A 25293-nucleotide genomic window follows, 5' to 3' on the forward strand; every position below is an offset into this window, starting at 1 on the left:
TATTTGTATAAAGTGTGTAAAAAAAATAAAGCATTTTAAAGTTTACTAACTCACGTTTTTTATCGCTTTAAATCAAAATCTTCATCCATTATCCAATTGGCATGGAGGTCAATTACTGTGGGATAATAAACCACTTCTTCTGCCTGACGTTTTTCAAGAAAACTTCCCGTTGTCCATTCTCCGTCCTTGTTGTCGTCATAGATGACGCGAACGGTGTACTTCTGTGGTTCTAAAGAATCGAAATTCAGAATGGTTTCTTTTTCTGAATAAGCAGAAACCAACACTTTTTCTTTGGCATCCAATAATTCCAGAATAATCGGGAATCGCTTCACATTATGAAGAGTGATCTTTAAATTGCCGTAATCGGATAAATTCTTAGTGATTACGGAAAATTTTAACGAGTCATTCTCCTTATCATAAAAATCTTTTATAGCACCCGGCAATAATCGGATATTGTATTTCTGATTTTCTTCTTTCTTAAAATCGAGGGCGATTTCCTCTTCCATTTCTTTGTATTCTGCAGTAAAAGGAACTTTGGTTGAATCTTTTTTGGTGACTGAAATTTTAGAAGCATCGACCTTGGACAGGGGTATAGCAGTTGTCAGCGTAAAAATATCCCTGAAATGCAGAATGCCCTTTTGTTTGGTTTCAATGCTTAAGGTGTCGACGGCCTTCATTTCTTTGATGCGCGAAGTAAAAGTTTTTGCGTAATTACCATTGGTTACTTCCACATGAACCGAATCGGTTTTTATTTTTGGGATCCAAATCTGTAATGAGTCCTTCCCGGCAAAACGTGTAAGTTTGGAAGGGATTATTTCACTGCCTTTCCTAACGGTTATCTTGGTATTTTTCGGATTTCCTTCAAATCCCATCAGCAATCGGTTGCTGCTGGCCTGTGATGGTTTTGATGCTTTAAAAACCGACTTTTCTTTGAATAATTCCAGTTGGTACAACGTGTCTGTTGGAATTGTTATTTCATGTTTCAGAAAGCCGATTTTGTCCTCTTGTGGTTCAAATTTATAATTGTTATTCTTGTCTTTTAGCGCTATAAGACGGTATTTCCCCGGTTTGATGTTTTCCAGCGCAAAGGCTTTGATGCTGTCCAACGTATTGGTTACATAACGCGGTTGTTTTTTGTAAACGGTTGAATCGTTGTATGTCTCGGCTTCATAAAGCATTACGTTTACAAAGTTGTCCGGTTTTTTGGAATAGGAATCCTTGATTGTACCGGCCAATTTTAGTGAATCTATGTAACTTCCCGTTGAAAAGACATATTTAAACTGTGAATAGGGATTTCCCTCGTTATTATCGGTAATACTTTGTCCGAAGTTAAAGCTGTAGGTCGTATTGGCTTGTAAAGTGTCCTGTATTTTTATGGTGATGAATTTACTGGCGCTTCCCATCGGAACTATTGTCGGAGGATTTTTCATGGGCGGGGAAATAATCAGCTGTTTGCTGATGTCTTTTATTTTGATGAACTCATCGAAGTTTATCTTGATGAAATCCCCTTTAAAGTTTGTACTGAAATTTTTTGGCAAGCTGCTTACAATCTTGGGAGCGATAGTGTCCTTTGATCCACCGGTAATAGTACCTCTTTTAGCGCAACTTGTTGCTATAATGGAAAGGAACACGACGAATAGTATAATCTTTGATTTTAACATCTTGAATTTCATTTAACAGCACAAAATAACGATTATATTTAGAGGAAATGAAATGTTTTCTGTAAAATTATGAATGTGCAAAGGCTATGGTAATGATGCTTACTTTGGCGTTCGGTATTTCTAAAAGGGCTTTCCCACAGGCCTCCAACGTCGCACCGCTCGTAATTACGTCATCGACTAAAAGAAAATGTTTTCCATGGTCTTTTTCTGAAAATTTTGCTTCGAACAGGGTGGGGTTTATTTCGGTTCTGTCCAGCAGGTTTTTTTTGGTTTGTGTTTTCGAGTATAATTTTCTGATCAGTAAATTTTCGTTGAAAGGAATTTCGAGCCCAGATGCTAAGGCTGTGCCAAATTGGGTAATCTGGTTATAGCCTCTTTCATTCTGCTTCTTTTTGTGCAACGGAACTGGAATTACAAGGTCAAATTTTTCGAAAGCATGGATTTCCTTCAGTTTGCTGTAATAAAGCATTCCAAATAATGTTCCTACTTCCTCCGCACCTTTGTATTTCAAGTTGTGGATGAGTTGTTGTACAATTCCTTTTTTGTGAAAGTAAACAACTGAAGAGGCATGCGAAACCGGAAGCCTACCATAGAATTTTTTAAAAGTTTCATTGTCTTTTGCCAGATAATGGTTGGTGAACGGTAAATCGTGCCGGCATTTTGAACAGAGAACACTTTCATTAGTTAACAAAAGGGTGTTACATCCGTTACAAATCGCAGGAAAAAGGAGATTAATCAGGTTTTTTATCATTTCATCGATTTTTTTATTCAAATATTTAAGGCATTGTTAAATTCGCGATTATTACTTTGTAAAATGCCACATAATAAATTACTATTCTTGACCACTTTCGGTGTTGGGTTTCTTGCAGTAGGATTAATAACGGTTTCTTTTAAACTGTACGATTTTTCCTTAAAAAATAAAGAGCTCAAAGATAAGATATCTTTGGAAAAATCAATCCATCAAAATCAGATTTCCGAAATTTTGAAGCGCTATGATTCCGTGAATGAAAAATATGCGGATAATTCATCGCAGGTTAAAGTATCTGCATCGCCTACAAACGATGGTGTTTCTGTTAAGGGAAATTACCCAGCTGTCGTTAAAACAACACCTAAAAAACTCGTAAAGAAGTTGTCTGCTGTCAACATAAATGCCCATGGCGTTCGGATAGTTTTAAATGATGCCGTGGAAACCACCGTGTCTTCCAAAGTCGATCAGGTGCGCGTCCGTTTTACTCTGGAGAAAAATAAGGATATCGGGCCTGGAAACAAGACAATTTTTATTCAGGTAGTCAATCCTAAAAATCGATTGTTAACACTGAAAGGAGGATCCGGAACTCAATTGGTCAAAGAAATTTATTACGACAAGCTGAACACAGATGCCTGTGTATTTATAGATCTTTATCAATACCAATTAATAGTCGGTGATTATAAAATCAATCTAATCCACGAAGGTCAAATTATTGGAACCACTAATTTCAGAGTCAATTAAAATTCTTTCAAAAAGATAGTTTTCCGGCTATTTTTTCCCGACCTATTTTTATATTTTTGCGTCACTATGGCAAAACAAGAAGACTTATTTAAGAATGTAGTTTCGCATGCAAAAGAATATGGATTTATTTTCCAGTCAAGCGAAATTTACGATGGTTTGAGCGCTGTATATGACTATGCTCAAAACGGAGTGGAACTAAAGAAAAACATCAGGGATTATTGGTGGAAATCCATGGTACAGATGCACGAAAATATCGTGGGAATTGATTCTGCAATTTTCATGCACCCAACTACCTGGAAAGCTTCCGGCCACGTGGATGCATTTAACGATCCGTTGATTGACAACAAAGATTCCAAAAAAAGATACCGTGCCGATGTTTTAATTGAGGATTACGCCGAAAAATTAAATCAGAAAGCACAAAAAGAAATCGAGAAAGCAAGAACCCGTTTTGGAGAAGCTTTCAACGAGCAGGAATTCATTACCACCAATGCGCGTGTGATGGAATATCTTGGTAAGAAAAAAGAAATTTTGGAGCGTATGGCCCGTTCACTGGAAACAGAAAATCTGGCCGACGTGAAAGCGTTAATAGAAGAACTGGAAATTGCTGATCCGGAAACAGGTTCAAGAAACTGGACCGAAGTACGTCAGTTCAATTTGATGTTCGGAACAAAATTAGGTGCTTCTGCTGATTCGGCAATGGACTTATACCTTCGTCCGGAAACGGCTCAAGGTATTTTCGTGAACTTCCTGAACGTACAAAAAACCGGTCGTATGAAAGTTCCGTTCGGAATCGCTCAAACCGGAAAAGCGTTCCGTAACGAAATCGTAGCGCGTCAGTTTATCTTCCGTATGCGTGAGTTCGAACAGATGGAAATGCAGTTCTTTGTTCGTCCGGGAGAGGAAATGAAATATTACGAGTACTGGAAAGAAACGCGTTTGAAATGGCATTTGTCGCTTGGTTTGGGTAAAGAAAATTACCGTTTCCACGATCATGAGAAATTAGCGCACTACGCTAATGCAGCGGCTGATATCGAATTTAACTTCCCATTCGGATTCAAAGAATTGGAAGGAATTCATTCGCGTACCGATTTCGACTTAAAAGCCCACGAACAACATTCGGGTAAAAAAATGCAGTATTTCGATACCGAATTAAACCAAAACTATACCCCTTATGTGGTTGAAACTTCTGTTGGTTTGGATAGAATGTTCCTGGCAGTTTTCTCTAACTCTTTGAAAGAAGAAACCTTGGAAGACGGCTCCACAAGGACGGTATTGCGTTTGCCTAGCGTATTGGCGCCAACCAAAGCGGCCGTTTTACCATTGGTGAAAAAAGACGGTTTACCGGAAGTGGCCAGACAAATTATCGAAGATTTGAAATGGGATTTCAACGTAGCCTATGACGAAAAAGACGCGGTAGGTCGTCGTTACAGAAGACAGGATGCATTAGGAACTCCTTTTTGTATCACGGTGGATCACCAAACGTTGGAAGACCAGACGGTAACGATTCGTCACAGAGATTCGATGCAACAAGACCGAGTTAAAATTGAAGAATTAAGAGGTATTATCAATAACGAGGTTTCCATGAGAAACTGGTTGATGAAGATGTAATTATACTTTTAGATATCAAAAAAAAAGGCTTTCCAATCGGAAAGCCTTTTTTTATTCTTCTTCGCTCATGGCATCCCAGCCTCTAGCTTTCAATTCAATTTTTGTATTGGCACGGGTAACCAAATGAATGCCTTCACTTTGCTGTGTCATATGACCGATGATGGAGAAATTCGGATTCCCTTTAATCTTGTCAAAGTCTTCCATTTTAATGGTAAACAGCAATTCGTAATCTTCTCCGCCATTGATTGCAACGGTTGTGCTGTCGATGTTGAATTCCTCACACACATTAATGAATTGCGGGTCGAGCGGTAATTTGTCTTCGTATAAATTACAACCCACTTCCGATTGTTTACACAAATGCATAATCTCCGAAGACAATCCGTCGGAAATGTCAATCATGGAAGTTGGTTTTATTTCCAGTTTTTCCAAAAGTTCACGTACATCCACACGGGCTTCCGGTTTTAACTGACGTTCTATCAGATAAGTGTAATTGTCTAAATCAGGCTGATTGTTCGGATTCACCAAAAACACCTGTTTCTCGCGTTCCAAAACCTGCAATCCCATATAGGCAGCTCCTATATCACCGGAAACTACCAGTAAATCGGTTGCACCGGCACCGCTTCGGTAAACGATCTCGTCTTCATTGGCTTCTCCGATGGCAGTAATGGAAAGAATTAATCCTTTTTGAGAAGAGGTAGTATCTCCACCGATGACATCCACTTCGTAAGTTTTAGCAGCGATTGCAATTCCGGAAAACAATTCTTCCAGTGCTTCCAACGGAAAACGATTGGATACCGCAATAGAAACCGTAATCTGCGTTGCTTTCGCATTCATTGCGCAGATATCGGAAACATTCGCCGCAACCGCTTTATAGCCCAAATGTTTTAACGGCATGTAAGCTAAATCGAAATGAACACCTTCGATTAACAAATCCGTGGAAACAATGGTTTTCTTGTCTTTAAAATCTAAAACAGCGGCATCGTCGCCAATTCCCCTGATGGTGGTTGGTTGGGTGATTTCAAACTGTTTGGTTAGGTGGTCTATCAAACCGAATTCGCCTAATTGCGCAATATTGGTTCGTGGTTGGTTTTTATCTTCAATCATTTTTTAGGAACTAAGTTTCAGAGGGACAAAGGTACAAAGTTTAAAAACAAAAAACCCGACTACTTTGGTAATCGGGCTTCTCTATATTCTATTTTCTTTTATCTAATATCTAAATGAAAAATTAATCGTTCAATTTCAATACGGCCATAAACGCTTCTTGTGGAATCTCTACGTTTCCAACCTGACGCATACGTTTTTTACCTTTTTTCTGTTTTTCCAACAATTTACGCTTACGGGAAATATCTCCTCCGTAACATTTAGCGGTAACGTCTTTACGTAAAGCTTTGATGGTTTCTCTGGCGATGATTTTAGCACCAATCGCAGCCTGAATTGGAATATCAAACTGTTGTCTCGGGATCAGTTCGCGCAGTTTTTCACACATTTTTTTACCGATATTATATGCATTGTCTTCGTGAATCAACGCCGAAAGCGCATCCACCGACTGTGCGTTTAATAACACATCCAGTTTTACCAATTTCGAAGTACGCATGCCAATTGGCGTATAGTCAAACGAAGCGTATCCTTTGGAAACCGTTTTCAATCGGTCGTAGAAGTCGAATACGATTTCCGCCAACGGCATATCGAAATTCAATTCCACACGTTCCGTAGTCAGATACGTTTGGTTGGTAATCAGTCCGCGTTTTTCAATACACAAACTCATTACGTTCCCCACGAAATCCGCTTTGGTGATAATCGTAGCTTTAATATATGGTTCTTCTACACGGTCTAATTTTGAAGGTTCCGGTAAGTCGGATGGGTTGTTAACCACAAGTGCTGTTTCTGGATCTTTTTTGGTATACGCCAAATACGATACGTTGGGAACCGTTGTGATTACCGTCATGTCGAATTCACGCTCCAAACGCTCCTGGATAATTTCCATGTGCAGCATTCCCAGGAATCCGCATCGGAAACCAAAGCCTAACGCCGCCGAACTCTCCGCGGTAAATACCAACGAGGCATCGTTCAGTTGCAGTTTCTCCATCGAGGCACGCAAGTCTTCATAATCTTCGGTGTCCACCGGATAAATTCCGGCAAATACCATCGGTTTCACATCTTCGAAACCGGTAATCATATTGGTTGTAGGGGTTTTTGCGTCGGTTAACGTATCACCCACTTTTACTTCTTTCGCTTCTTTAATTCCGGAAATTAAGTACCCCACATCTCCGGCAGAAATAACCTGCTTCGGAACTTGATTTAGTTTCAGCGTACCGATTTCGTCTGCAAAATATTCGTTACCTGTTGCCATGAACTTAATTTTCTGACCTTTGCGGATTTCCCCGTTTTTCACTCGGAAAATAACTTCAATACCTCGGAACGGATTGTACACCGAGTCAAAAATCAACGCCTGTAACGGTTCGTTCGGATCGCCTTTCGGAGCCGGAATACGTTCGATAATCGCTGCTAAAATATTCTCCACACCAAATCCGGTTTTCCCCGAAGCGTGGATAATATCTTCTAATTTACAGCCCAACAAGTCAATAATATCGTCGCTCACTTCCTCCGGATTCGCACTTGGCAAATCCACTTTGTTCAATACCGGAATAATTTCCAAGTCATTTTCCAAAGCCAGGTATAAATTCGAAATCGTTTGTGCCTGAATACTCTGTGCTGCATCCACAATCAAAAGCGCGCCTTCACAAGCAGCAATCGAACGGGAAACCTCATACGAGAAATCCACGTGTCCGGGAGTGTCAATCAGGTTCAGGATATATTGTTCGCCTTTATAGGTGTATTCCATCTGGATGGCGTGACTTTTAATGGTAATCCCACGTTCACGCTCCAAGTCCATATTGTCCAACAATTGTGCTTTTTCCTCACGCGCCGTAACGGTTTGTGTGGCACCAAGCAAACGGTCGGCCAACGTACTTTTTCCGTGGTCAATGTGTGCAATAATGCAGAAATTTCTAATATGCTTCATCTTCGTTCTTTGTCTTAATTTAGGGCGTTCCCACAAGGGTCGGGCTTTCCGCTGTATCTTTTGTTCCTCTCGTAAAAAACGAGATCCACAAAAGGATGCCGCTGCAATCCCTAACGCAATCTATGGTTGTCTTTGAATTACCTGACAGCCACTGGCTGTCCTCCTCTTAATATCAAATCTAACGCGCATCACGACTCATAAAGGTAGTGAATTAATCGGCAAATATAGCTTAAAGATTTGATTTAAAAGGGAAGGTTAACAAATTACGTTAAATTCAGATTTTGTGATTTCAAAAAATGTAAGAATCAGTAAAACTTGTCTTGAACCCTTTGAAAATAGGAATTCATAAAAAAAACGTTTTTGTTTTTGAAGAAAAATTCACAAATTGAATTAAGACTAGTGCTTCACTTTTCGATTACTTCGCTGTCTGGTTTTGCTGTATTGGGCAAAACTGTTACTTCTTTTTCCTTTTCGTATTGTTCAATATAGACCGCATAATCTGACGGTTGAATTTTTAAGCCCATATATTCCGCGTATATCTTTGTGAATTCAGCGCCAAAATATAGAATAGCAGCGGTATAATATACCCAAACTAGAATAACGATTAAAGAACCTGCAGCGCCATAAGCAGAGCCGGTACTTGCTACATCGATATAAATACCAATTAAAAAGCGGCCTAGCATAAAAAGGCATCCGGTAAAAAATGCACCGGATCTAACATCTTTCCAAGAAATTTTTGCATCTGGAAGTACTTTGAAAATCACGCCAAAAAGAGTGGTAATGACTGCAAAACTGACCAATATATCGATAATCCGAAAAATAACCAGAGTTACACTCGGGAAATAATTTTTAAGCCATTCACTTAATGCCAGTAAAGCTCCATTTATCAGTAATGAAACAATGAGTAAGAATCCAAGGCTGATAATTAGGGAAGAAGAAAGCAGCCTGTCTTTGATTAATTTTACCCAGCCTTTTTTTGGTTTTGCTTTTAATTTCCAAATCATATTGATGGAATCCTGGATTTCTACAAAAACGCTGGTCGCCCCGATGAGTAAAATAATGCCGCTAACAACTATAGCTGCATTTGTTTCTCCAGAGAGTTCCATATTTTTGATAATATCCTGAATTTGGGCTGCGGCTTCACTGCCTATTAGATCGTTTATTTCTTTGAAAATCTCTCCTTGGACAGCGTCTCGTCCAAAGAAAATTCCTGTTAGTGAAATTATTAATAGCAAAAGGGGAGCCAACGAAAAAATGGTATAATAGGAAAGAGATGCGCTAAGTTTTAATGCGCGGTCATCAATAAAACTTTGAAAAGTATCCTTCAGGATTCTGAAAACAATGCCAATAGTGATTCTCTTTTCCATTTCCCGTTTTTAATAAAGTTATAATGTGACGTTCAAAAGAAACTATTAAATTTAATAATTCTATTGTGAAATTATGATTATATTTTTTCGAAATACGGTCATAAGCATTGATTATATTTCTAACGAAGTTGTCCTTCCTGAAAATCCTCGAACGAAGCCGTGAACTCATTAGTTTTCTGTTTGTTATGGCTTCTAACAATTAATTAAGGTTTAAATTCGTAATTTTGCGCCAAATTGAAGAAGATGGTTAAAATTGGCAACATAGAATTACCCGAATTTCCTTTGTTACTCGCGCCGATGGAGGATGTGAGCGACCCACCGTTTCGTCGTTTGTGCAAGCAGCACGGTGCCGATCTGATGTACTCGGAGTTTATTTCCAGTGAAGGACTGATCCGTGATGCTATGAAAAGCAAAAAGAAACTTGATATTTTCGATTACGAACGTCCGGTAGGTATTCAGATTTTCGGAGGAGACGAAGAGGCGATGGAAATGTCGGCTAAAATCGTCGACACGGTGCAACCCGATTTAGTAGACATTAACTTTGGTTGTCCGGTTAAAAAAGTAGTTTGTAAAGGTGCCGGTGCCGGTGTTTTAAAAGATGTCGACCTGATGGTGCGTCTTACCAAAGCCGTAATTAAAGGAACGAATCTTCCGGTAACGGTAAAGACTCGTTTGGGTTGGGACCACGATTCCATCAACATTGATGAAGTGGCCGAACGATTGCAGGATGTTGGTGTACAAGCGCTGACGATTCACGGTCGAACCCGTGCCCAAATGTATAAAGGGCATTCGGATTGGTCGCATATTGAAAGGGTGAAAAACAATCCACGTATCACGATGCCGATTTTCGGAAACGGGGATATCGATTCTCCCGAAAAAGCGTTGGAATACAAAAACAAATACGGTCTGGATGGTATCATGATCGGTCGTGCCGCGATTGGTTATCCGTGGATTTTCGACGAAATCAAACATTACTTCAAAACTGGCGAATTATTGCCGCCTCCCGACATGGAAGCCCGTATACAGGCTGCTCAAAATCACCTGACTTGGGCTATGGAATGGAAAGGCGAGCGTGTAGGTATCGTAGAAATGCGCCGTCATTACACCAATTATTTCAAAGGGATTCACAATTTCAAGGAATACCGTCAACAGTTAGTAACCAACGACAGTGCCGAGGAATTATTCAAGATTTTTGACGAAATCCGTGATGCTTTTTCGGATTATCAAGTGGTTTAATAGATAAATACGAAGTGAATAGTAATAAAATCTGGTACGCTTTATTAATCGCATCCATCTTATCATTCATTGTTTTTGTGTTTATGTTTTTGGGTTTTCTCTTAGACATTAAATATGCAATGGAATCAGTAAAAGGGATTAGTAATGAAATAATTGAGTTGTCCTATAATCATGTTTATTCATTGAGTTGGATTATATTTTTCCAATTTTTGATAATTATATATTTGTTGGTAATAGCAAAGAAGAATAAAAACTGATTTGAAAATAAAAAAAGGGCTCAACAATTGTTGAGCCTTTTTTTAAACCTGTACTTTCTTCCATCTTCCTTTTTTGTAAAGTACAATGCTGGCAAGTGTAATTGCGGTTTCGGCAATTGGGACGGCCATGAAAACTCCGGTTGGTCCCATTTTAAATTGTTTTGCCAAAACATAAGCAAGCGGAATCTGAAACAGCCAGAATCCGAAAAAGTTAACCCATGTAGGAGTCCAGGTGTCGCCTGCTCCGTTGAAAGTGTTGATCAATACCATTCCGATACCGTAAAAAATATATCCCAGGCTCATGGTTTGCAATGCTTCCACGGCAATTTTCCGTACAATAACATCGTTCGAGAAAAAAGAGATGATGTGATGGGAAAACAATAAGGTGATTACCATGATGGTTGCCATGAAAACCGTGTTGTATTTCGCAGTGGTGAATACTGATTTCTCCGCACGTGCAATCTGTTGAGCGCCCAGATTTTGTCCGACCAGAGTCGCAGCGGCATTGCTCAGTCCCCAGGCAGGAAGTATGAAAAACATCATAATCCGCAAGGCAGTCTGATAACCTGCCGAACCTTGATCACCTCCTGTTGTAGCGACCAACTGCGCTAAGAAAATCCAGCTGCAGGAAGCAATTACGAACTGTAAAACACCCGGAGCGGCAATTTTGGCAATGTGTTTGATTTGTTCAAAATCGGGAATGAAATACGAAGGAACAATTTTTAAAATGCTTCGCCCGTTAAACAAGTGGTAGGCCTGGTACAATACTCCGATACTTCTTCCTGTGGTGGTGGCCATTGCCGCGCCAATTAATCCGAACGCGGGAATCGGTCCCAGTCCGTTAATTAAGATCGGACATAAAATAATGTTGCAGGCATTGGCCAGCCACAAACTGCGCATGGCAATAGCCGCATTTCCGGCACCTCGAAAAATTCCATTAATCAGGAATAAAAGCATGATACATAAGCTTCCGCCCATCATGATTCGGGTAAAGTTTACTCCGTAATCGGCAGCTTCCCGTGTGGCTCCCATTAGAAGCAAAATATCTTTGGCATAAATAAACCCAAAAACACTGATTATTGTATTGATTGCAAAAGCAATAATAATGGCCTGCATTCCGGCTTTGGATGCTGCTACCGGGTCTTTCTCACCGATGCGTCGCGCTACTACAGCCGTCGCAGCCATACTGATCCCGATGGCTAATGAGTAGATAATGGCGAGTACAGATTCTGTTAATCCTACCGTTTGAATGGCGTAACTACTGTGTTCTAAATGCCCTACGAAATATAAATCAACCAAAGCGAAAACCGATTCCATCATCATTTCCAAAACCATGGGTATGGCAAGGAGAACAACGGCTTTCTTGATGCTTCCGCTGGTGTAATCGAAAGAGTCGTCGCCTTTAATGGCGGTTTTCAGGGTGTTGAATATTCTTGAAAAAGTAGTATGTCTTGATGTGTTTGTCATGATCAATTAGGATAAAATGAATGAAGCCGGATTGATGAAACCGGATGAGGTGAAAATGTCCTAATTATCTCAGCGGTAAATAAGTAAGGACTAGACAAAAACAATCATGGGCGTTCCGTTTTGTTGAACAGCAAAGATAAAAATTAATTTTTGAAGCAAAATTACTCCAGCAGGCTTTTGCCGACACGGCTTGAAGCAATCCAAGACGCTGTTAATCCCAGTATGCTGATGGTAGCCATTACAATGATAACGTTAATTGTTCTAAATTCAATAGGGTAGGCCATGGAAGGCGTAATCATAATCAGTGCATATTTTTTTTGCAGGACAACAAACAGCATGCCTAATAATAAACCGATGGTTCCGCCAATAAACGTTAGCAAATTTCCCTGAAGTAAAAACACAGCTCTCAGGTGTCGGATTTCCGCTCCCAGATTGAAGAGGGTTTTAAGGTTGGCTTTTTTGTCCAGGATCATCATGATCAGCGCGCCCACCAGATTGAAAAGGGCAACGATTATCACTAAGGTGAAAATGAGGTAAACAGCAATGTTTTCGGTGTTGAGCATTTTGTATAAACTGTCGTTTAATTGAGCCCGTGTTTTTACCGATACCTTATTGTTGAAAATGGTTTGCAGTTCTTCGATGGTTTCGTCTTCAGAAGCTGACGGTTTTAGTTTTACTTCAATGGAAGTGACCTGATTGGATTGATATTGCAGTAATTCTTGAGATAGTCCCAGATCTGCAAAAACATATTTTTTATCCAAATCGTCGTTGATGGCATAGATGCCTATAGGCGTCAGTGGTGATTCGTTGAAAGCTTCTTCGGGATTTTCTATTGCACCTTTACCGGGTTTAGGTACGAAAACCTCAAAAACATTATTAAAGTCGAAAAGTCCCATGGAAAGTTTGTTGGCAATACCATATCCGATAACTACCTGGGAGGTATTGGGTTTAAGCCATTCTCCGGCATAAATTTTCTTTTCGAATGGAGTCGTTTTTTTGAAAGCGTCGTCAACACCTTTTAAATAAGCTACTTCCTGTTTTTCGTTGAAAGAGAATAGTACACGTTCTTCAATTGTTTTACTGTAAACGGCAATGTTTTTGGAAGTCTTTAACTTGTTTTCCTGCTGCGGGGTAATCATCAGCGATTTGCCAACCGAGTTTGACAGTTTTAAGTCGGGATCGGTATCGTTGGCAAAGGAAAGACTGAATTCCCGTAAACCGCTGAATACCGACAAAACCACAAAGAGCGCCATGGAACTCACGATGATTCCAAGTGTCGCAATACCTGTAATAATATTGATGGCAGTGCTTTTGCTGAAACTAACCGTGTAACGACGCGCTATGTAGAACGGAAAATTCAATTTATAATTTCTTTCTTCGAGCTAAAAGGTCGCGGTTTTCGATCGGGTTTTCATCGCCTTTTAAAGCGTTGTCTATTTTTTCGATATAATCTAAACTGTCGTCGATGTAAAAAATCAGATTCGGTACACGGCGTAACTGTTGTTTAACGCGTTGTGCTAAGTCGTATCTAATTAATGGAGTATTTGTTCGGATTGCCGCTAAAAGTTCCGGACCTTTATCAACCGGAAAAATGCTCAAATATACTTTCGCAATGGATAAGTCGGACGTCACATTCACTTTTGACACGGAAATAATCAGATTGCTGATTCCGTTTTTACGTACCTCACCCTGCAAAATATCCACCAAATCTTTTTGCAAAAGCGTTCCTATCTTTTTTTGTCTGTTTGTTTCCATACTGCAAAAATACGATTTTTTTAAGTTAAATGAGAAGAAGCGAACGGACAGTGTGTTTTTTGCAGTCCATTTTCCTGCTATCGCTCATAGTCCCGTCTCGTTAAAAAAAACGAGACGGGAGCTAATCCGCTCTATCAGGGCTATGGGAAAAACCATTTTATTTTTTGTAAACATTGTAAAAACTTTGCGAACTTTGCGGCTCAATAAAAAGATATGAGAAAAATAGAACATATAGGTATTGCGGTTAAGGATCTGGAAACGTCCAATCTGGTTTTTGAAAAACTGTTCGGAGCACCAGCTTACAAGCAGGAAGAAGTGGAAAGCGAAGGGGTGAAGACTTCCTTTTTTATGAATGGTCCTAATAAAATTGAGTTATTGGAAGCAACTAATCCGGAAAGTCCGATAGCTAAGTTTATCGAGAAAAAAGGAGAAGGGATTCATCATATCGCTTTTGATGTGGAAGATATCGTTGCGGAAATAGCTCGTTTACAGCAAGAAGGCTTTATGGTTTTGAATGAAGTACCTAAGAAAGGAGCGGATAATAAGCTGGTTGCTTTTCTTCACCCAAAAGGAACAAATGGCGTTTTAGTGGAATTATGTCAAGAAATCCCGAATTAATTTTTGTGGGATTAAAAAATAATAGTAATATTGCAACCTCTAAACCGGTCCTATAGCTCAGTTGGTTAGAGCACCTGACTCATAATCAGGTGGTCCCTGGTTCGAGCCCAGGTGGGACCACTAAAGTCAAAAGACCTTCCGTAAAGAAGGTCTTTTTTTTTAATGATGAATTCAAAGAATTTAACAAAAAATCGATTTTTTTGATAAAAATTATTGATTTTTAGAAAAATATTTTTACATTCGTCGAAACGCTAACGGGTTTGTGATTGAGGTGTTTTAGAGGGTGGTTATTCGGAAGCATTTTTTATTAAAACATTAAATTTTGTCAAAACATTAGATTTCCTTGTTGCAAGGAAGTTAATTTTTATATTTTTACACCCATGAAAAATAACCTACAAAAATTATTAATGATTATGGTGGCATTGTTGAATGCTACAGTGGTCTTTTCCCAAGAAGGCCCGCCACCACCAATGGCGCCACCAGTGCTACCAGGACTGCCTATCGATACAGGTGTGGTTTTTCTGTTAGTAAGTGCTTTAGGCTTAGCATTTTATTATTTCAAAAATATCTATACAAAAAAAGCTTCAAAGTGATTTGAAGCTTTTTTTGTGGTTTTAATTTTTCAGTTCCTGCAATCGGGCGACATATTTTCCAATAACATCAAATTCAAGATTGATTTTTGTGCCAATTTTAAAGTTTTTAAAATTGGTGTGTTCCAAAGTGTAAGGTATTATTGCAACGCTGAATTCGTTTTTCTTTGAATTTACGATTGTTAGACTGACACCATTTATGGTTATGGAGCCTTTTTCGATGGTTATGTTGTTTTGGTTGCTATCGTATTCAAAGGTGAAATAAATACTTCCGCCGGCATTTTCGATGTTTTTGCAAATGCCGGTCTGATCCACATGTCCCTGAACAATATGACCGTCCAAGCGATCGCCTAATTTCATGGCGCGTTCTATGTTAACAGAGTCACCCACTTTCCAGTCACCCAAATTTGTTTTATCGATGGTTTCTTTAATGGCGGTAACAGTATAACTATCGTGGCTGATATTAACGACGGTTAGGCAGATGCCGTTGTGGGCTACGCTTTGGTCAATTTTCAATTCTCCGGTGATTGAAGAACTTATGGTAACGTGAATATTGTTGTTTTCTTTCTGAATATCCTGAATCGTTCCAAGAGTTTCAATAATTCCTGTAAACATAACTATTAAATTTGCTAAATTTGCACATCCAAAATTAGGAATAAATAACTAGTCAGCATGGTTAAAAGAGCAGAAAATATAATTGTAGGGATTTCCATCGGAGATTTAAATGGTATCGGAAGTGAAGTAATTTTGAAAACTTTCGAAGATACCCGTATGCTTGAGCTTTGTACGCCGGTTATTTTTGGGAATGTAAAAATTCTTTCATTTCTTAAAAGAACACTGAATTTAGAATCTAATCTGCAAGGGATAGATAAATTGGAACAATTAGTGTTTGGTAGAATCAATGTGCTTAATATTTGGCGAGAAGGAGTGAATCTGCAATTCGGAGAGAATGACGAAACTGTTGGTAAGTATGCGATTAAGTCGTTTACCGCCGCTACCCAGGCATTGAAAGAGGGGTTGATAGATGTTTTGGTGACGGCTCCTATTAATAAGTATAATATACAATCGGAAGAATTTCATTTTCCCGGTCATACCGATTACCTGAATCAGGAATTGGAAGGCGATGCGTTAATGTTGATGGTTCAGGATAATTTGCGGGTCGGGCTTTTAACGGATCATGTGCCGGTTAATGAGGTTTCTGCTCATTTAACGGAAGCATTGATCAGAACCAAGCTGGAGACGGTTAATAAAACACTTATTCAGGATTTTGGAATCACAAAGCCAAAAATTGCAGTATTGGGATTGAATCCACACTGCGGCGATCATGGTGTGATAGGCAAGGAAGATGATGAGGTAATCCGGCCGGCATTGCAGAAACTTTTTGACGAAGGAATTATGGTTTTTGGACCGTATTCGGCAGATAGTTTCTTCGGTTCAGGGCAATACGAAAAATTTGATGCCGTGATTGCGACTTATCACGATCAGGGATTAATTCCGTTTAAGACATTGTCTTTTGGAAAAGGAGTTAATTATACAGCGGGATTAAATAAAATACGAACATCACCAGACCATGGAACAGCATATGAAATTGCCGGAAAAGGGATGGCGGATTTCAATTCGTTTAAGGAGGCGGTTTATCTGGCATTGGATGTGTTTCATAACCGAAACGAATACAAGGAGTTGGTTAAAAATCCTTTGAAAACAAAGTAAAAACAGTTATAAACAAAAAAATGTTTACAACTCGTTTGAATTTACAATAATTTTATATCTTTGCACGCTCAAAACTGTTGGTATGAATATTCAGAAAGATTTTTTAATTCCTTTTGTGGGATTAAAGTTGGGGAAACATCAGTTTGACTATCAAATAGGTAAGGAGTTCTTTGAGAGCTTTGAGTTTGACGAATATAATGATGTCAATATCAAGGTGGATTTGGTTTTGGAAAAGAAAAGCACTTTGCTTGAGCTTACATTTAAACACAAGGGTACGATTAATGTACCTTGTGATTTAACCGGTGAGGAATTCGATTTGCCAATAAAAGGAAAGCTGAATTTAATTGTGAAATTCGGTGATGCTTTTAATAATGAGAATGATGAATTACTGATCTTGCCTCATGGTGAATTTCAGGTTGATGTGGCACAGTATATCTATGAGATGATTGTGTTGTCGGTACCTTCGAAACGTATCCATCCTGGTGTGAAAGACGGTACATTAAAAACCGAAGCGATTGAAAAACTGAATGAACTGGCTCCGAAAGAGCAACATAAAAAAGAAGAAGAAAATAATGATCCCCGTTGGGATAAATTAAAACAACTATTAACGGATAAATAATATAGTAAGATGGCACATCCTAAGAGAAAAACCTCGAAAACAAGAAGAGATAAGAGAAGAACGCACTATAAAGCGACAACTCCTCAAATTGCAACATGTCCTGTAACAGGAGAGGCGCATTTATACCACAGAGCTTACTGGCATGAAGGTAAAATGTACTACAGAGGTCAAGTTGTTATTGACAAACAAGTAGCGGAAGCATAGTCCGAAAACAAATAGAGAAAACTCTCACTGTGTGGGAGTTTTTTTTTGTAAACCTATTGAAAGTAAATTAAGTAGGTATAAAAGAATATTGGTTTGGGATTTTTTTTGTAATTTCCACCACTTTTTGAAATCATATTTTTCAGGAAGAAAAATACAACTTTTATGAATAAAACAACAGCCGCTATAACAGCAGTGGGTGCCTATGTTCCGGACTTCGTTTTGTCAAACCAAGTATTGGAAACCATGGTGGATACTAACGACGAGTGGATTACTACCCGTACTGGTATCAAAGAAAGAAGAATGCTAAAAGAAGAAGGGCAGGGGACTTCTTTCATGGCGATAAAAGCAGCGCAAAACTTAATCGAAAAAACAGGAATTGATCCTAAAGAAATCGATTTGTTAATAATGGCTACCGCAACACCAGACATGCCGGTTGCCGCTACAGGAGTGTATGTTGCCACTCAAATCGGGGCCGTTAATGCGTTTGCCTACGATCTTCATGCAGCATGTTCAAGTTTCCTTTACGGAATGTCTACCGCTTCAGCCTACATCGAATCAGGACGTTACAAAAAAGTCCTTTTGATTGGAGCCGACAAAATGTCTTCCATTATCGATTATACCGACAGAGCAACCTGCATCATCTTTGGAGATGGCGCCGGAGCTGTATTGTTTGAACCGAATAATGAAGGTTTAGGTATTCAGGACGAGTTTTTGAGAAGTGACGGTATCGGAAGGGAATTCCTTAAAATCGATGCAGGAGGTTCTATTTTACCGGCTTCGGAAGAAACGGTTAAAAACAGACAACACTATGTGTTCCAGGACGGGAAAACGGTATTTAAATATGCGGTGTCGGGAATGGCAGATGTAAGTGAAAAAATCATGCAGCGCAATAATCTGACGAAAGAAGATGTGAATTGGTTAGTGGCACACCAGGCCAATAAACGTATTATTGATGCAACAGCAAACCGCATGGGGCTTGACGAAGAAAAGGTATTGATTAACATTCATCGTTACGGAAATACTACATCAGCAACATTGCCATTGTTGTTGAGTGATTTTGAGAGTCAGCTTAAAAAAGGAGATAACATTATTTTTGCAGCCTTTGGGGGCGGTTTCACATGGGGAGCTGTTTACCTGAAATGGGCGTATAACAAACAATAAACAAACAAAACCAAATTTAGAATAGTATGGATATCAGAGAAATTCAAAACCTAATCAAATTTGTAGCAAAATCAGGTGCTACAGAAGTAAAATTAGAAATGGATGATTTTAAAATCACCATTAAAACAACTGAAGCTGGAGCAGCTGAAACAACTTATATTCAGCAAATGCCTATGCAGGCAATGCCTATGGCGGCTCCTGTAGCAGCGGCACCAGCAGCAGTAGCACCGGGGGCACCGGCAGCACCAGTTGCAGCAGTAGATGACAATTCGAAATACATTACTATCAAGTCACCAATGATTGGTACTTTCTATAGAAAACCTTCTCCGGACAAACCAACGTTCGTTGAAGTAGGTAGCACAATTTCTAAAGGAGATGTAGTTTGTGTTATTGAAGCAATGAAATTATTCAACGAAATCGAAGCGGAAGTTTCCGGTAAAATCGTTAAAGTTTTAGTGGATGACGCTTCTCCGGTAGAATTCGATCAGCCATTGTTCTTAGTAGATCCATCTTAATTCTTAGATTATTAGATTGTTAGATTGTTAGATTTCTTAGAGGTCTGATAATCTGATTGTCCAAAAATCCAAATTGTCTAATTTTCTAATTTAAAAAGATGTTTAAAAAAATATTAATCGCAAACAGGGGAGAGATTGCACTTCGTGTGATTAGAACCTGTAAAGAAATGGGAATCAAAACGGTTGCGGTTTATTCTACAGTTGATGCGGAAAGCTTGCACGTTAAGTTTGCCGATGAAGCAGTATGTATCGGACCTGCACCCAGTAATCTTTCCTATTTAAAGATGTCAAATATCATTGCAGCTGCAGAAATAACTAATGCAGACGCAATTCACCCGGGTTACGGGTTCCTTTCTGAGAATGCTAAATTCTCCAGAATCTGTCAGGAACACAATATCAAATTTATTGGTGCATCTCCTGAGATGATTGACAAAATGGGAGATAAGGCTACGGCTAAAGCTACCATGAAAGCAGCTGGTGTTCCTTGCGTACCGGGTTCTGACGGTATCCTGGAAGATTTTAAACAAGCTAAAAAAGTAGCTAAAGAAATCGGATACCCGGTGATGATGAAAGCTACTGCCGGTGGTGGTGGTAAAGGGATGCGTGCTATCTGGAAAGAAGAAGAGCTTGAAAAAGCTTGGGAAAGCGCTCGTATGGAAGCTGCAGCAGCATTCGGTAATGATGGTATGTACATGGAAAAACTTATCGAAGAGCCTCGTCACATCGAGATTCAGGTGGTAGGGGATTCGTATGGAAAAGCATGTCACCTTTCGGAAAGAGACTGTTCGGTACAACGTCGTCATCAAAAATTAACGGAAGAAACACCTTCTCCGTTCATGACGGATGAATTACGTGAAAAAATGGGTGAAGCTGCGGTTAAAGCTGCAGAATATATCAAATACGAAGGAGCCGGTACTGTTGAGTTCTTAGTGGACAAACACAGAAACTTCTACTTCATGGAAATGAACACGCGTATTCAGGTAGAGCATCCAATCACTGAGCAGGTTATCGATTATGACTTGATTCGTGAGCAGATTATGGTAGCAGCAGGGGTGCCTATTTCAGGTAAAAACTACTTGCCGCAATTACACTCTATCGAATGCCGTATCAACGCGGAAGATCCTTACAATGATTTCCGTCCGTCTCCAGGTAAAATTACAGTTTTACACGCACCGGGAGGACACGGAGTTCGTTTGGATACTCACGTTTATGCAGGATACACAATCCCGTCAAATTACGATTCAATGATTGCGAAGTTGATCACGACTGCGCAAACCAGAGAAGAGGCAATCAATAAAATGAAACGTGCTTTGGATGAATTCGTAATCGAAGGGATAAAAACTACGATTCCGTTCCACAGACAATTGATGGATGAGCCGGATTATGTTGCCGGAAATTATACCACCAAGTTTATGGAATCTTTCAAAATGAAAGAGCTTAATTAATAAAAAGTAACCCAGTCGAAAGATTGGGTTTTTTTATTTGTAAAGGCGTATATTTGATTGTTAGTGACTCATCTGAGACAACACTTCTTTAAGATAAACGATATGGCTAATCAAAAGAAAATAGTAAAGCGAATGATGAGATTCCTTTTATTGCTTATATGCGTATGTTTTTCTTCTTGCAAGGGACAGAACAAGTCTGAAAATAGTATCAGTAGTACAACTGACAAGGAAACTATTAAGAGCGCCAACAAATTCAAAACTAATTCAGCAACCGAAATCGACAAAAACATTCGGAGTATCTTTCAGGATAAAAATGGCAATTATTGGTTTGGCACAAATGGAGCCGGTGTGTATCGCTACGATGGTACAACATTGATACAACTTACTGAGAAAGACGGACTGTCTAATAATCAAGTTCAAAGTATTCAAGAAGACAAATTCGGAAACATTTGGTTTGGCACAGGTTTATTCCGCGTCAGCCGTTTTGATGGAAAAACTTTTACCACGCTCATCAATCATTTAAATGATAGTTCTGTCAACAATTGGAAAATAGAACCTGACGACCTGTGGTTCTATGCCGGAGGTGGAGTTTTTCGCTATAGCAACAATTCACTTAAATATTTGCCTTTGGCGGAGACTGGTCATAAGTCTGGAAATCCACAAAATTCTCCCTTCAACCTTAGTCCCTACGCGGTATATTCTATTCTGAAAGATAAAAAAGGAAATCTTTGGTTTGGCACTCAGGCTAAAGGGGTTTGTCGATATGATGGAAAATCGTTCATGTGGTTTACTGAAAAAGGTCTGAGTGGTCCGGCAGTACTTAGTTTGTTTGAAGATAGTAAAGGGAACATTTGGTTTGGAAATAATGGTGCCGGTCTATTTAGATATGACGGCAAATCGTTAGTCAATTTTACAGAAGAAAAGGAACTTGGTAATAAAGAATTTAGGGCTTCAGGTAAAGCAGGTTTAGGTACCTTGGCTCGTATTTATTCTATAAACGAAGACAGCAATGGAAGCCTTTGGGTTGGAACCGTTGATGCCGGTGTTTGGAGATATAATGGGAATGACTTAACTAATTATACCACAAAAGATGGATTGACCAGTAATGCCGTAAACACGATTTATAAAGATAAAAAAGGCGACCTTTGGTTTGGAACAGACGAAAATGGTGTATGTAAATTCAATGGAAAATCTTTTACTGAGTTTGTTCCAAAATAAGAAGCAAAATCCGTCACCTATTAAATTAGGTGGTGTTTATTACCGGTAATTTTAACCGACCTCACTTCAACAGTAGAATTCTCTTGAAAATTATTATTGGACTATGCAGACTGAAAATTTATTAAAACAAGTAGCTTTCATAAAAGAGATTGACAAGCTTAAATACATTCAACGTAAAACTAAATTATTCAACAGCGACAGACGCGAAAACGACGCAGAACACAGTTGGCATTTGGCAATGATGACGATTGTGTTAGCAGAACATTCTGACAAACCAATAGATGTTCTCAAAGTTTTGAAAATGGTTTTAATGCACGACATTGTAGAAATTGATGCCGGTGATACGTTTATTTACGACACACAAAAAAATCACACAAATACCGATGAGGAGCTTATTGCAGCGAAACGAATATTTGGGCTTTTACCAAAAGAACAAGCAGAAGAATTTATAGTAATTTGGCAGGAATTTGAAGAGGGTATTACAGATGAGGCAAAATTTGCAAAATCAATGGACAGATTTGAGCCATTACTTCAAAATGTCTCCAATAATGGTGGAACGTGGGCGGAATTTAATGTGCCTTATCAAAAAGTTTATGACAAGAAAAAAGCAATTAAAGACGGTTCCGCTGTAATCTGGGAATATGCCGAGAATTTGATCAATGAAAGTGTGGACATGGGAATCCTCAAAAAATAAATTTATTTACGAAGAAGGAAAACTGCTATACCATTCTCCGAAGTCTCCCAACGTCAGAGCAATAAATAAACCCACAACAGAATCAAATTATGTTGTGGGTTTTGTGTTTCAAAAGCAAATCTCTTTTACCAGGCGATAGGCTTGTAATCTTTCAGGAATTTTCCGCACCAATGCTTTCCGGTGTTGATTCCGTCAAACAACGGGTCCATAACTCGTGCGGCTCCATCGACAATATCCAACGGTGGTTGAAAATCCTGTTCTTCCTGTTTACGTTTGGCCAATGCTTTTGCGTCTTTTTTTCTTTTAGCAAACTCATCACGGTCATGGCGTGAAAATCGTCCAGCTTCTTTGATTAAAGCGGTTCTTTACTTTTTTAGTTATGCTTATTGCTCATGGTGAATTCTAAAATTCCTCCATTGAGTATGTCCTGATAGTTGATAAAATATTTGTTTAATGTTTTGCCGTTTAAGACCAATTTTTGAACATAAACATTTTTATCGACTTGATTATGAACTCTAATTTCAAAAGTTTTTCCGTTTTCTAAATTAATTTTGGCATTCCTAACGGTCGAACTGCCTATGGCATACTCATTGCTTCCTGGGGCAACAGGATAAAATCCTAATGATGAGAAAATATACCAGGCACTCATTTGTCCGCAATCGTCATTGCCGCCCAAACCATCTGGAGTAGGTTTGTATTGCATTTTTAGTGTTCTTCTGATTATTTCCTGGGATTTCCAAGGCTGGTCGGTCCAATTATACAGATAGGCCACGTGATGTGCAGGCTCGTTGCCGTGAACATAACCACCAATGATTCCGTCTCGGGTTATATCTTCGGTTTCTGCAAAAAAGGCATCTGGTAAATTCATCGAAAATAACTCATCCAATTTTTTTGTAAACGCTTTTTTGCCTCCCATCGCCTGAACTAAAGCGTTTGGGTTGTGAGGTACAAAAAAAGTATAGTTCCAACTATTGCCTTCTATAAATCCTTGTCCGTGTGTGCTCAATACATCAAATTCTTTTTTAAAGGTCCCGTCAGCTTGTTTTGGACGCATAAATCCGATTGTTTTATCAAAGTTATTCTTCCAGTTTTCAGAACGTTTTAAAAATGCCTCATACACATCTAATCGATTCAGTTTTTTGGCCAATTGTGCTATTGCCCAATCGTCATACGCATATTCAAGAGTGTTTGAAACAGAGACACCGCTTTTTTCAGAAGGAATGTAACCTTTGTCGATATAGTACCCAATACCTTCGTAGTCCCTTTTGTTTGCCGTAGCAATACAGGCGTCTAAGGCTTTATTTTTATCACCCGTGTAAATGTCTTTCACAATGGCATCTGAAATCGCTGAAGCACTGTGATATCCACTCATGCACCAGTTATCATTAGCGTAATGACTCCAGATAGGTAACATTTTATGGGGGCTTTGCTCATAGTGTTTCATCATGGAATGAATCATGTCATTGTTCTTTTTGGGCTGAATAATATTAAACAAAGGATGTAAAGCTCTGTAGGTGTCCCAAAGCGAAAAAGTGGTAAAATTTGTAAAGCTGTCCGCGTGATGAATGTTTTGGTCTAATCCTTTGTATTTGCCATCGACATCCATATAAGTAGTTGGAGCTAAAAACGAGTGATACATGGCAGTGTAAAAGTTGGTTTTCAAATCTTCATCTCCTTCAACTTCTATTTTTTTCAATTCGTTTTCCCATAAATTTTGAGCTTCTTTTTTAACTTTCTCAAAGTCCCAATGTGGAATTTCCGTTTTCAAGTTCAATATCGCTCCCTCCATGCTTACTGAAGAAAGTGCCATTTTGACTTTTATCTTTTCATAATCAGAGGTTTTGAAGTTAAAATACATCCTGATTTGTTTCCCTGCAGCTTCGGGGAAGTTTTTTCCTTGGTTAAACTTTCCCCAGAATCCTCTGTAAACTTGTTTTTCTTCAAAGTTTTTACTGCCATATTCTATAAACGGTTTTGAGAAAGTCATGGCAAAATACTGAGCGCGGGTTCTGGCCCAGCCGTTAGTTTGCCTGTATCCGGTAATCAAAGTGTCGTTAACTACGCGAACATAGGTCCATACATTTTTCTCCGGGTAGTTATAAATACCGCTCATTAAGTCCAATATGATATGAGCCTCATCCGATTTTGGAAAGGTATATTGGTGAAATCCGACTCTGTTGGAAGCCGTTAATTCGGCTAATATGTTGTCATCGTCTAATTTTACTTTATAAGAGCCGGCTTCTGCAGTTTCGTTGGTATGGGAGAATGCGGAACGAAATCCTGATAAAGGTTTATCGGCTGTTCCGGGATTTAGTTGCAATTTTCCAACAGTTGGCATTACTAAAAAATCGCCTAAGTCAGAATGGCCGGTGCCGCTAAAATGGGTGTGACTAAAGCCAACAATCGTTTTGTCATCGTATTGATAACCGGCGCAATATTTATAGACATCAGGGTTGTATTTTCCGTTTGTGGCATACGGAATAGTGTCTGTATCGGGGCTTAACTGTACCATTCCGAAAGGGACTGAAGCACCGGGATAAACGTGTCCCATTCTTTGTGTTCCAATTATCGGTTTCACATATTTCACATATTTATGTTGGCTGTAAACAGATAATGTGAGTACTATGAATAATAACGAGAGAATGTTTATTTTCATT

General features: G+C 39.0%; 23 protein-coding genes, 1 tRNA gene and 1 pseudogene. 14 read left to right on the forward strand and 11 right to left on the reverse strand.

Features of this window, described 5'->3' with window-relative positions; translation table 11 throughout:
* Window positions 1-59 precede the first annotated feature (59 nt).
* On the reverse strand, window positions 60-1661 hold the full coding sequence (locus LZF87_RS04095) for an Ig-like domain-containing protein (protein WP_244341976.1): 1602 nt from the start codon (window positions 1659-1661) through the stop codon (window positions 60-62).
* Between the two features lie 67 nt (window positions 1662-1728).
* Window positions 1729-2412: a ComF family protein gene (locus LZF87_RS04100; protein ID WP_244341977.1), complete on the reverse strand. Its 684-nt coding sequence runs from the start codon at window positions 2410-2412 to the stop codon at window positions 1729-1731.
* A 63-nt stretch (window positions 2413-2475) separates the two neighbouring features.
* Here LZF87_RS04100 and LZF87_RS04105 point away from each other — a divergent pair, with 63 nt between their 5' ends.
* Window positions 2476-3150: a hypothetical protein gene (locus LZF87_RS04105; protein WP_244341978.1), complete on the forward strand. Its 675-nt coding sequence runs from the start codon at window positions 2476-2478 to the stop codon at window positions 3148-3150.
* A 66-nt stretch (window positions 3151-3216) separates the two neighbouring features.
* The gene (locus LZF87_RS04110) at window positions 3217-4758 is read left to right on the forward strand and encodes a glycine--tRNA ligase (RefSeq protein WP_244341979.1); all 1542 of its coding nucleotides are present in this window, start codon (window positions 3217-3219) and stop codon (window positions 4756-4758) included.
* A 51-nt stretch (window positions 4759-4809) separates the two neighbouring features.
* On the opposite strand, the gene thiL is transcribed toward LZF87_RS04110, so the two are convergent.
* The 3 genes from thiL to LZF87_RS04125 form a co-directional block, all read right to left on the reverse strand.
* Window positions 4810-5862 (reverse strand): thiamine-phosphate kinase, encoded by a 1053-nt coding sequence (gene thiL, locus LZF87_RS04115; RefSeq protein ID WP_244341980.1) that lies wholly within the window; start codon window positions 5860-5862, stop codon window positions 4810-4812.
* A 121-nt stretch (window positions 5863-5983) separates the two neighbouring features.
* Window positions 5984-7780, reverse strand: a complete 1797-nt coding sequence (gene lepA / locus LZF87_RS04120; RefSeq protein WP_244341981.1) for a translation elongation factor 4 — start codon at window positions 7778-7780, stop codon at window positions 5984-5986.
* A gap of 404 nt (window positions 7781-8184) precedes the next feature.
* Window positions 8185-9147, reverse strand: coding sequence for a YihY/virulence factor BrkB family protein (locus tag LZF87_RS04125; RefSeq protein WP_244341982.1), 963 nt, complete (start codon window positions 9145-9147; stop codon window positions 8185-8187).
* A gap of 243 nt (window positions 9148-9390) precedes the next feature.
* On the opposite strand from LZF87_RS04125, the gene dusB reads away from it, so the two are divergent.
* The gene (gene dusB / locus LZF87_RS04130; protein WP_244341983.1) at window positions 9391-10383 is read left to right on the forward strand and encodes a tRNA dihydrouridine synthase DusB; all 993 of its coding nucleotides are present in this window, start codon (window positions 9391-9393) and stop codon (window positions 10381-10383) included.
* A 299-nt stretch (window positions 10384-10682) separates the two neighbouring features.
* Here the strand turns inward: dusB and LZF87_RS04135 are convergent, their stop codons facing one another.
* The 3 genes from LZF87_RS04135 to rbfA form a co-directional block, all read right to left on the reverse strand.
* A complete protein-coding gene (locus LZF87_RS04135; protein ID WP_244341984.1) occupies window positions 10683-12107 on the reverse strand; it encodes an MATE family efflux transporter in 1425 nt (474 codons plus the stop codon).
* A 161-nt stretch (window positions 12108-12268) separates the two neighbouring features.
* Entirely contained in the window at window positions 12269-13468 is a 1200-nt protein-coding gene (locus LZF87_RS04140) for an ABC transporter permease (protein ID WP_244341985.1), read from the reverse strand.
* A 1-nt stretch (window position 13469) separates the two neighbouring features.
* Window positions 13470-13862, reverse strand: coding sequence for a 30S ribosome-binding factor RbfA (gene rbfA / locus LZF87_RS04145; protein WP_244341986.1), 393 nt, complete (start codon window positions 13860-13862; stop codon window positions 13470-13472).
* A gap of 213 nt (window positions 13863-14075) precedes the next feature.
* Between rbfA and mce the strand changes: the two genes are divergently transcribed.
* The 3 genes from mce (at window position 14076) to LZF87_RS04160 (ending at window position 15073) form a co-directional block, all read left to right on the forward strand.
* Window positions 14076-14480 (forward strand): methylmalonyl-CoA epimerase, encoded by a 405-nt coding sequence (gene mce / locus LZF87_RS04150; protein ID WP_244341987.1) that lies wholly within the window; start codon window positions 14076-14078, stop codon window positions 14478-14480.
* Between the two features lie 46 nt (window positions 14481-14526).
* A tRNA-Ile gene (locus LZF87_RS04155) sits at window positions 14527-14600 on the forward strand.
* 260 nt (window positions 14601-14860) lie between these two features.
* Window positions 14861-15073, forward strand: coding sequence for a hypothetical protein (locus tag LZF87_RS04160; protein ID WP_244341988.1), 213 nt, complete (start codon window positions 14861-14863; stop codon window positions 15071-15073).
* A 21-nt stretch (window positions 15074-15094) separates the two neighbouring features.
* Here LZF87_RS04160 and LZF87_RS04165 read toward each other — a convergent pair whose 3' ends face one another.
* Entirely contained in the window at window positions 15095-15685 is a 591-nt protein-coding gene (locus LZF87_RS04165; RefSeq protein WP_244341989.1) for a riboflavin synthase, read from the reverse strand.
* Between the two features lie 57 nt (window positions 15686-15742).
* Between LZF87_RS04165 and pdxA the strand changes: the two genes are divergently transcribed.
* From pdxA to LZF87_RS04205, 8 genes are all read left to right on the forward strand, one after another.
* Window positions 15743-16780, forward strand: coding sequence for a 4-hydroxythreonine-4-phosphate dehydrogenase PdxA (gene pdxA / locus LZF87_RS04170; protein WP_244341990.1), 1038 nt, complete (start codon window positions 15743-15745; stop codon window positions 16778-16780).
* Between the two features lie 82 nt (window positions 16781-16862).
* Entirely contained in the window at window positions 16863-17399 is a 537-nt protein-coding gene (locus LZF87_RS04175; protein WP_244341991.1) for a YceD family protein, read from the forward strand.
* Between the two features lie 9 nt (window positions 17400-17408).
* Complete coding sequence (gene rpmF, locus LZF87_RS04180) at window positions 17409-17603, forward strand: 50S ribosomal protein L32 (protein ID WP_081694205.1); 195 nt, start codon at window positions 17409-17411, stop codon at window positions 17601-17603.
* Between the two features lie 162 nt (window positions 17604-17765).
* Window positions 17766-18764 carry a beta-ketoacyl-ACP synthase III gene (locus LZF87_RS04185; protein WP_244341992.1) on the forward strand — a complete coding sequence of 333 codons (999 nt, stop codon included), beginning with the start codon at window positions 17766-17768 and terminating at the stop codon, window positions 18762-18764.
* Window positions 18765-18790: 26 nt separating this feature from the next.
* The gene (accB, locus tag LZF87_RS04190) at window positions 18791-19279 is read left to right on the forward strand and encodes an acetyl-CoA carboxylase biotin carboxyl carrier protein (protein ID WP_244341993.1); all 489 of its coding nucleotides are present in this window, start codon (window positions 18791-18793) and stop codon (window positions 19277-19279) included.
* A 98-nt stretch (window positions 19280-19377) separates the two neighbouring features.
* Complete coding sequence (gene accC, locus LZF87_RS04195; RefSeq protein ID WP_244341994.1) at window positions 19378-20724, forward strand: acetyl-CoA carboxylase biotin carboxylase subunit; 1347 nt, start codon at window positions 19378-19380, stop codon at window positions 20722-20724.
* 132 nt (window positions 20725-20856) lie between these two features.
* Window positions 20857-21942: a ligand-binding sensor domain-containing protein gene (locus LZF87_RS04200; protein WP_244341995.1), complete on the forward strand. Its 1086-nt coding sequence runs from the start codon at window positions 20857-20859 to the stop codon at window positions 21940-21942.
* A 103-nt stretch (window positions 21943-22045) separates the two neighbouring features.
* On the forward strand, window positions 22046-22636 hold the full coding sequence (locus tag LZF87_RS04205; RefSeq protein WP_244341996.1) for an HD domain-containing protein: 591 nt from the start codon (window positions 22046-22048) through the stop codon (window positions 22634-22636).
* Between the two features lie 125 nt (window positions 22637-22761).
* Here LZF87_RS04205 and LZF87_RS04210 read toward each other — a convergent pair.
* Together LZF87_RS04210 and LZF87_RS04215 are read right to left on the reverse strand one after the other, a co-directional pair.
* Window positions 22762-22920, reverse strand: a pseudogene (locus tag LZF87_RS04210) (oxidoreductase); the annotation flags it as partial.
* Between the two features lie 89 nt (window positions 22921-23009).
* Complete coding sequence (locus tag LZF87_RS04215) at window positions 23010-25292, reverse strand: GH92 family glycosyl hydrolase (RefSeq protein WP_244341997.1); 2283 nt, start codon at window positions 25290-25292, stop codon at window positions 23010-23012.
* Window position 25293: the final 1 nt, after the last annotated feature.

Origin of the sequence: Flavobacterium enshiense (genome assembly GCF_022836875.1) — a bacterium.
Lineage (GTDB): Bacteria > Bacteroidota > Bacteroidia > Flavobacteriales > Flavobacteriaceae > Flavobacterium > Flavobacterium enshiense_A.

What these genes read in the sequence shown, in the direction of transcription:
- LZF87_RS04165 (WP_244341989.1), bottom strand. Translation starts at nt 15,685, where the DNA reads ATGTTTACAGGAATTATTGAAACTCTTGGAACGATTCAGGATATTCAG.
- LZF87_RS04105 (WP_244341978.1), top strand. Translation starts at nt 2,476, where the DNA reads ATGCCACATAATAAATTACTATTCTTGACCACTTTCGGTGTTGGGTTT.
- dusB (WP_244341983.1), top strand. Translation starts at nt 9,391, where the DNA reads ATGGTTAAAATTGGCAACATAGAATTACCCGAATTTCCTTTGTTACTC.
- LZF87_RS04100 (WP_244341977.1), bottom strand. Translation starts at nt 2,412, where the DNA reads ATGATAAAAAACCTGATTAATCTCCTTTTTCCTGCGATTTGTAACGGA.
- LZF87_RS04135 (WP_244341984.1), bottom strand. Translation starts at nt 12,107, where the DNA reads ATGACAAACACATCAAGACATACTACTTTTTCAAGAATATTCAACACC.
- LZF87_RS04175 (WP_244341991.1), top strand. Translation starts at nt 16,863, where the DNA reads ATGAATATTCAGAAAGATTTTTTAATTCCTTTTGTGGGATTAAAGTTG.
- LZF87_RS04185 (WP_244341992.1), top strand. Translation starts at nt 17,766, where the DNA reads ATGAATAAAACAACAGCCGCTATAACAGCAGTGGGTGCCTATGTTCCG.
- LZF87_RS04205 (WP_244341996.1), top strand. Translation starts at nt 22,046, where the DNA reads ATGCAGACTGAAAATTTATTAAAACAAGTAGCTTTCATAAAAGAGATT.
- LZF87_RS04110 (WP_244341979.1), top strand. Translation starts at nt 3,217, where the DNA reads ATGGCAAAACAAGAAGACTTATTTAAGAATGTAGTTTCGCATGCAAAA.
- pdxA (WP_244341990.1), top strand. Translation starts at nt 15,743, where the DNA reads ATGGTTAAAAGAGCAGAAAATATAATTGTAGGGATTTCCATCGGAGAT.
- thiL (WP_244341980.1), bottom strand. Translation starts at nt 5,862, where the DNA reads ATGATTGAAGATAAAAACCAACCACGAACCAATATTGCGCAATTAGGC.
- rpmF (WP_081694205.1), top strand. Translation starts at nt 17,409, where the DNA reads ATGGCACATCCTAAGAGAAAAACCTCGAAAACAAGAAGAGATAAGAGA.
- rbfA (WP_244341986.1), bottom strand. Translation starts at nt 13,862, where the DNA reads ATGGAAACAAACAGACAAAAAAAGATAGGAACGCTTTTGCAAAAAGAT.
- LZF87_RS04160 (WP_244341988.1), top strand. Translation starts at nt 14,861, where the DNA reads ATGAAAAATAACCTACAAAAATTATTAATGATTATGGTGGCATTGTTG.
- LZF87_RS04095 (WP_244341976.1), bottom strand. Translation starts at nt 1,661, where the DNA reads ATGTTAAAATCAAAGATTATACTATTCGTCGTGTTCCTTTCCATTATA.
- LZF87_RS04215 (WP_244341997.1), bottom strand. Translation starts at nt 25,292, where the DNA reads ATGAAAATAAACATTCTCTCGTTATTATTCATAGTACTCACATTATCT.
- accC (WP_244341994.1), top strand. Translation starts at nt 19,378, where the DNA reads ATGTTTAAAAAAATATTAATCGCAAACAGGGGAGAGATTGCACTTCGT.
- lepA (WP_244341981.1), bottom strand. Translation starts at nt 7,780, where the DNA reads ATGAAGCATATTAGAAATTTCTGCATTATTGCACACATTGACCACGGA.
- LZF87_RS04125 (WP_244341982.1), bottom strand. Translation starts at nt 9,147, where the DNA reads ATGGAAAAGAGAATCACTATTGGCATTGTTTTCAGAATCCTGAAGGAT.
- LZF87_RS04200 (WP_244341995.1), top strand. Translation starts at nt 20,857, where the DNA reads ATGATGAGATTCCTTTTATTGCTTATATGCGTATGTTTTTCTTCTTGC.
- accB (WP_244341993.1), top strand. Translation starts at nt 18,791, where the DNA reads ATGGATATCAGAGAAATTCAAAACCTAATCAAATTTGTAGCAAAATCA.
- mce (WP_244341987.1), top strand. Translation starts at nt 14,076, where the DNA reads ATGAGAAAAATAGAACATATAGGTATTGCGGTTAAGGATCTGGAAACG.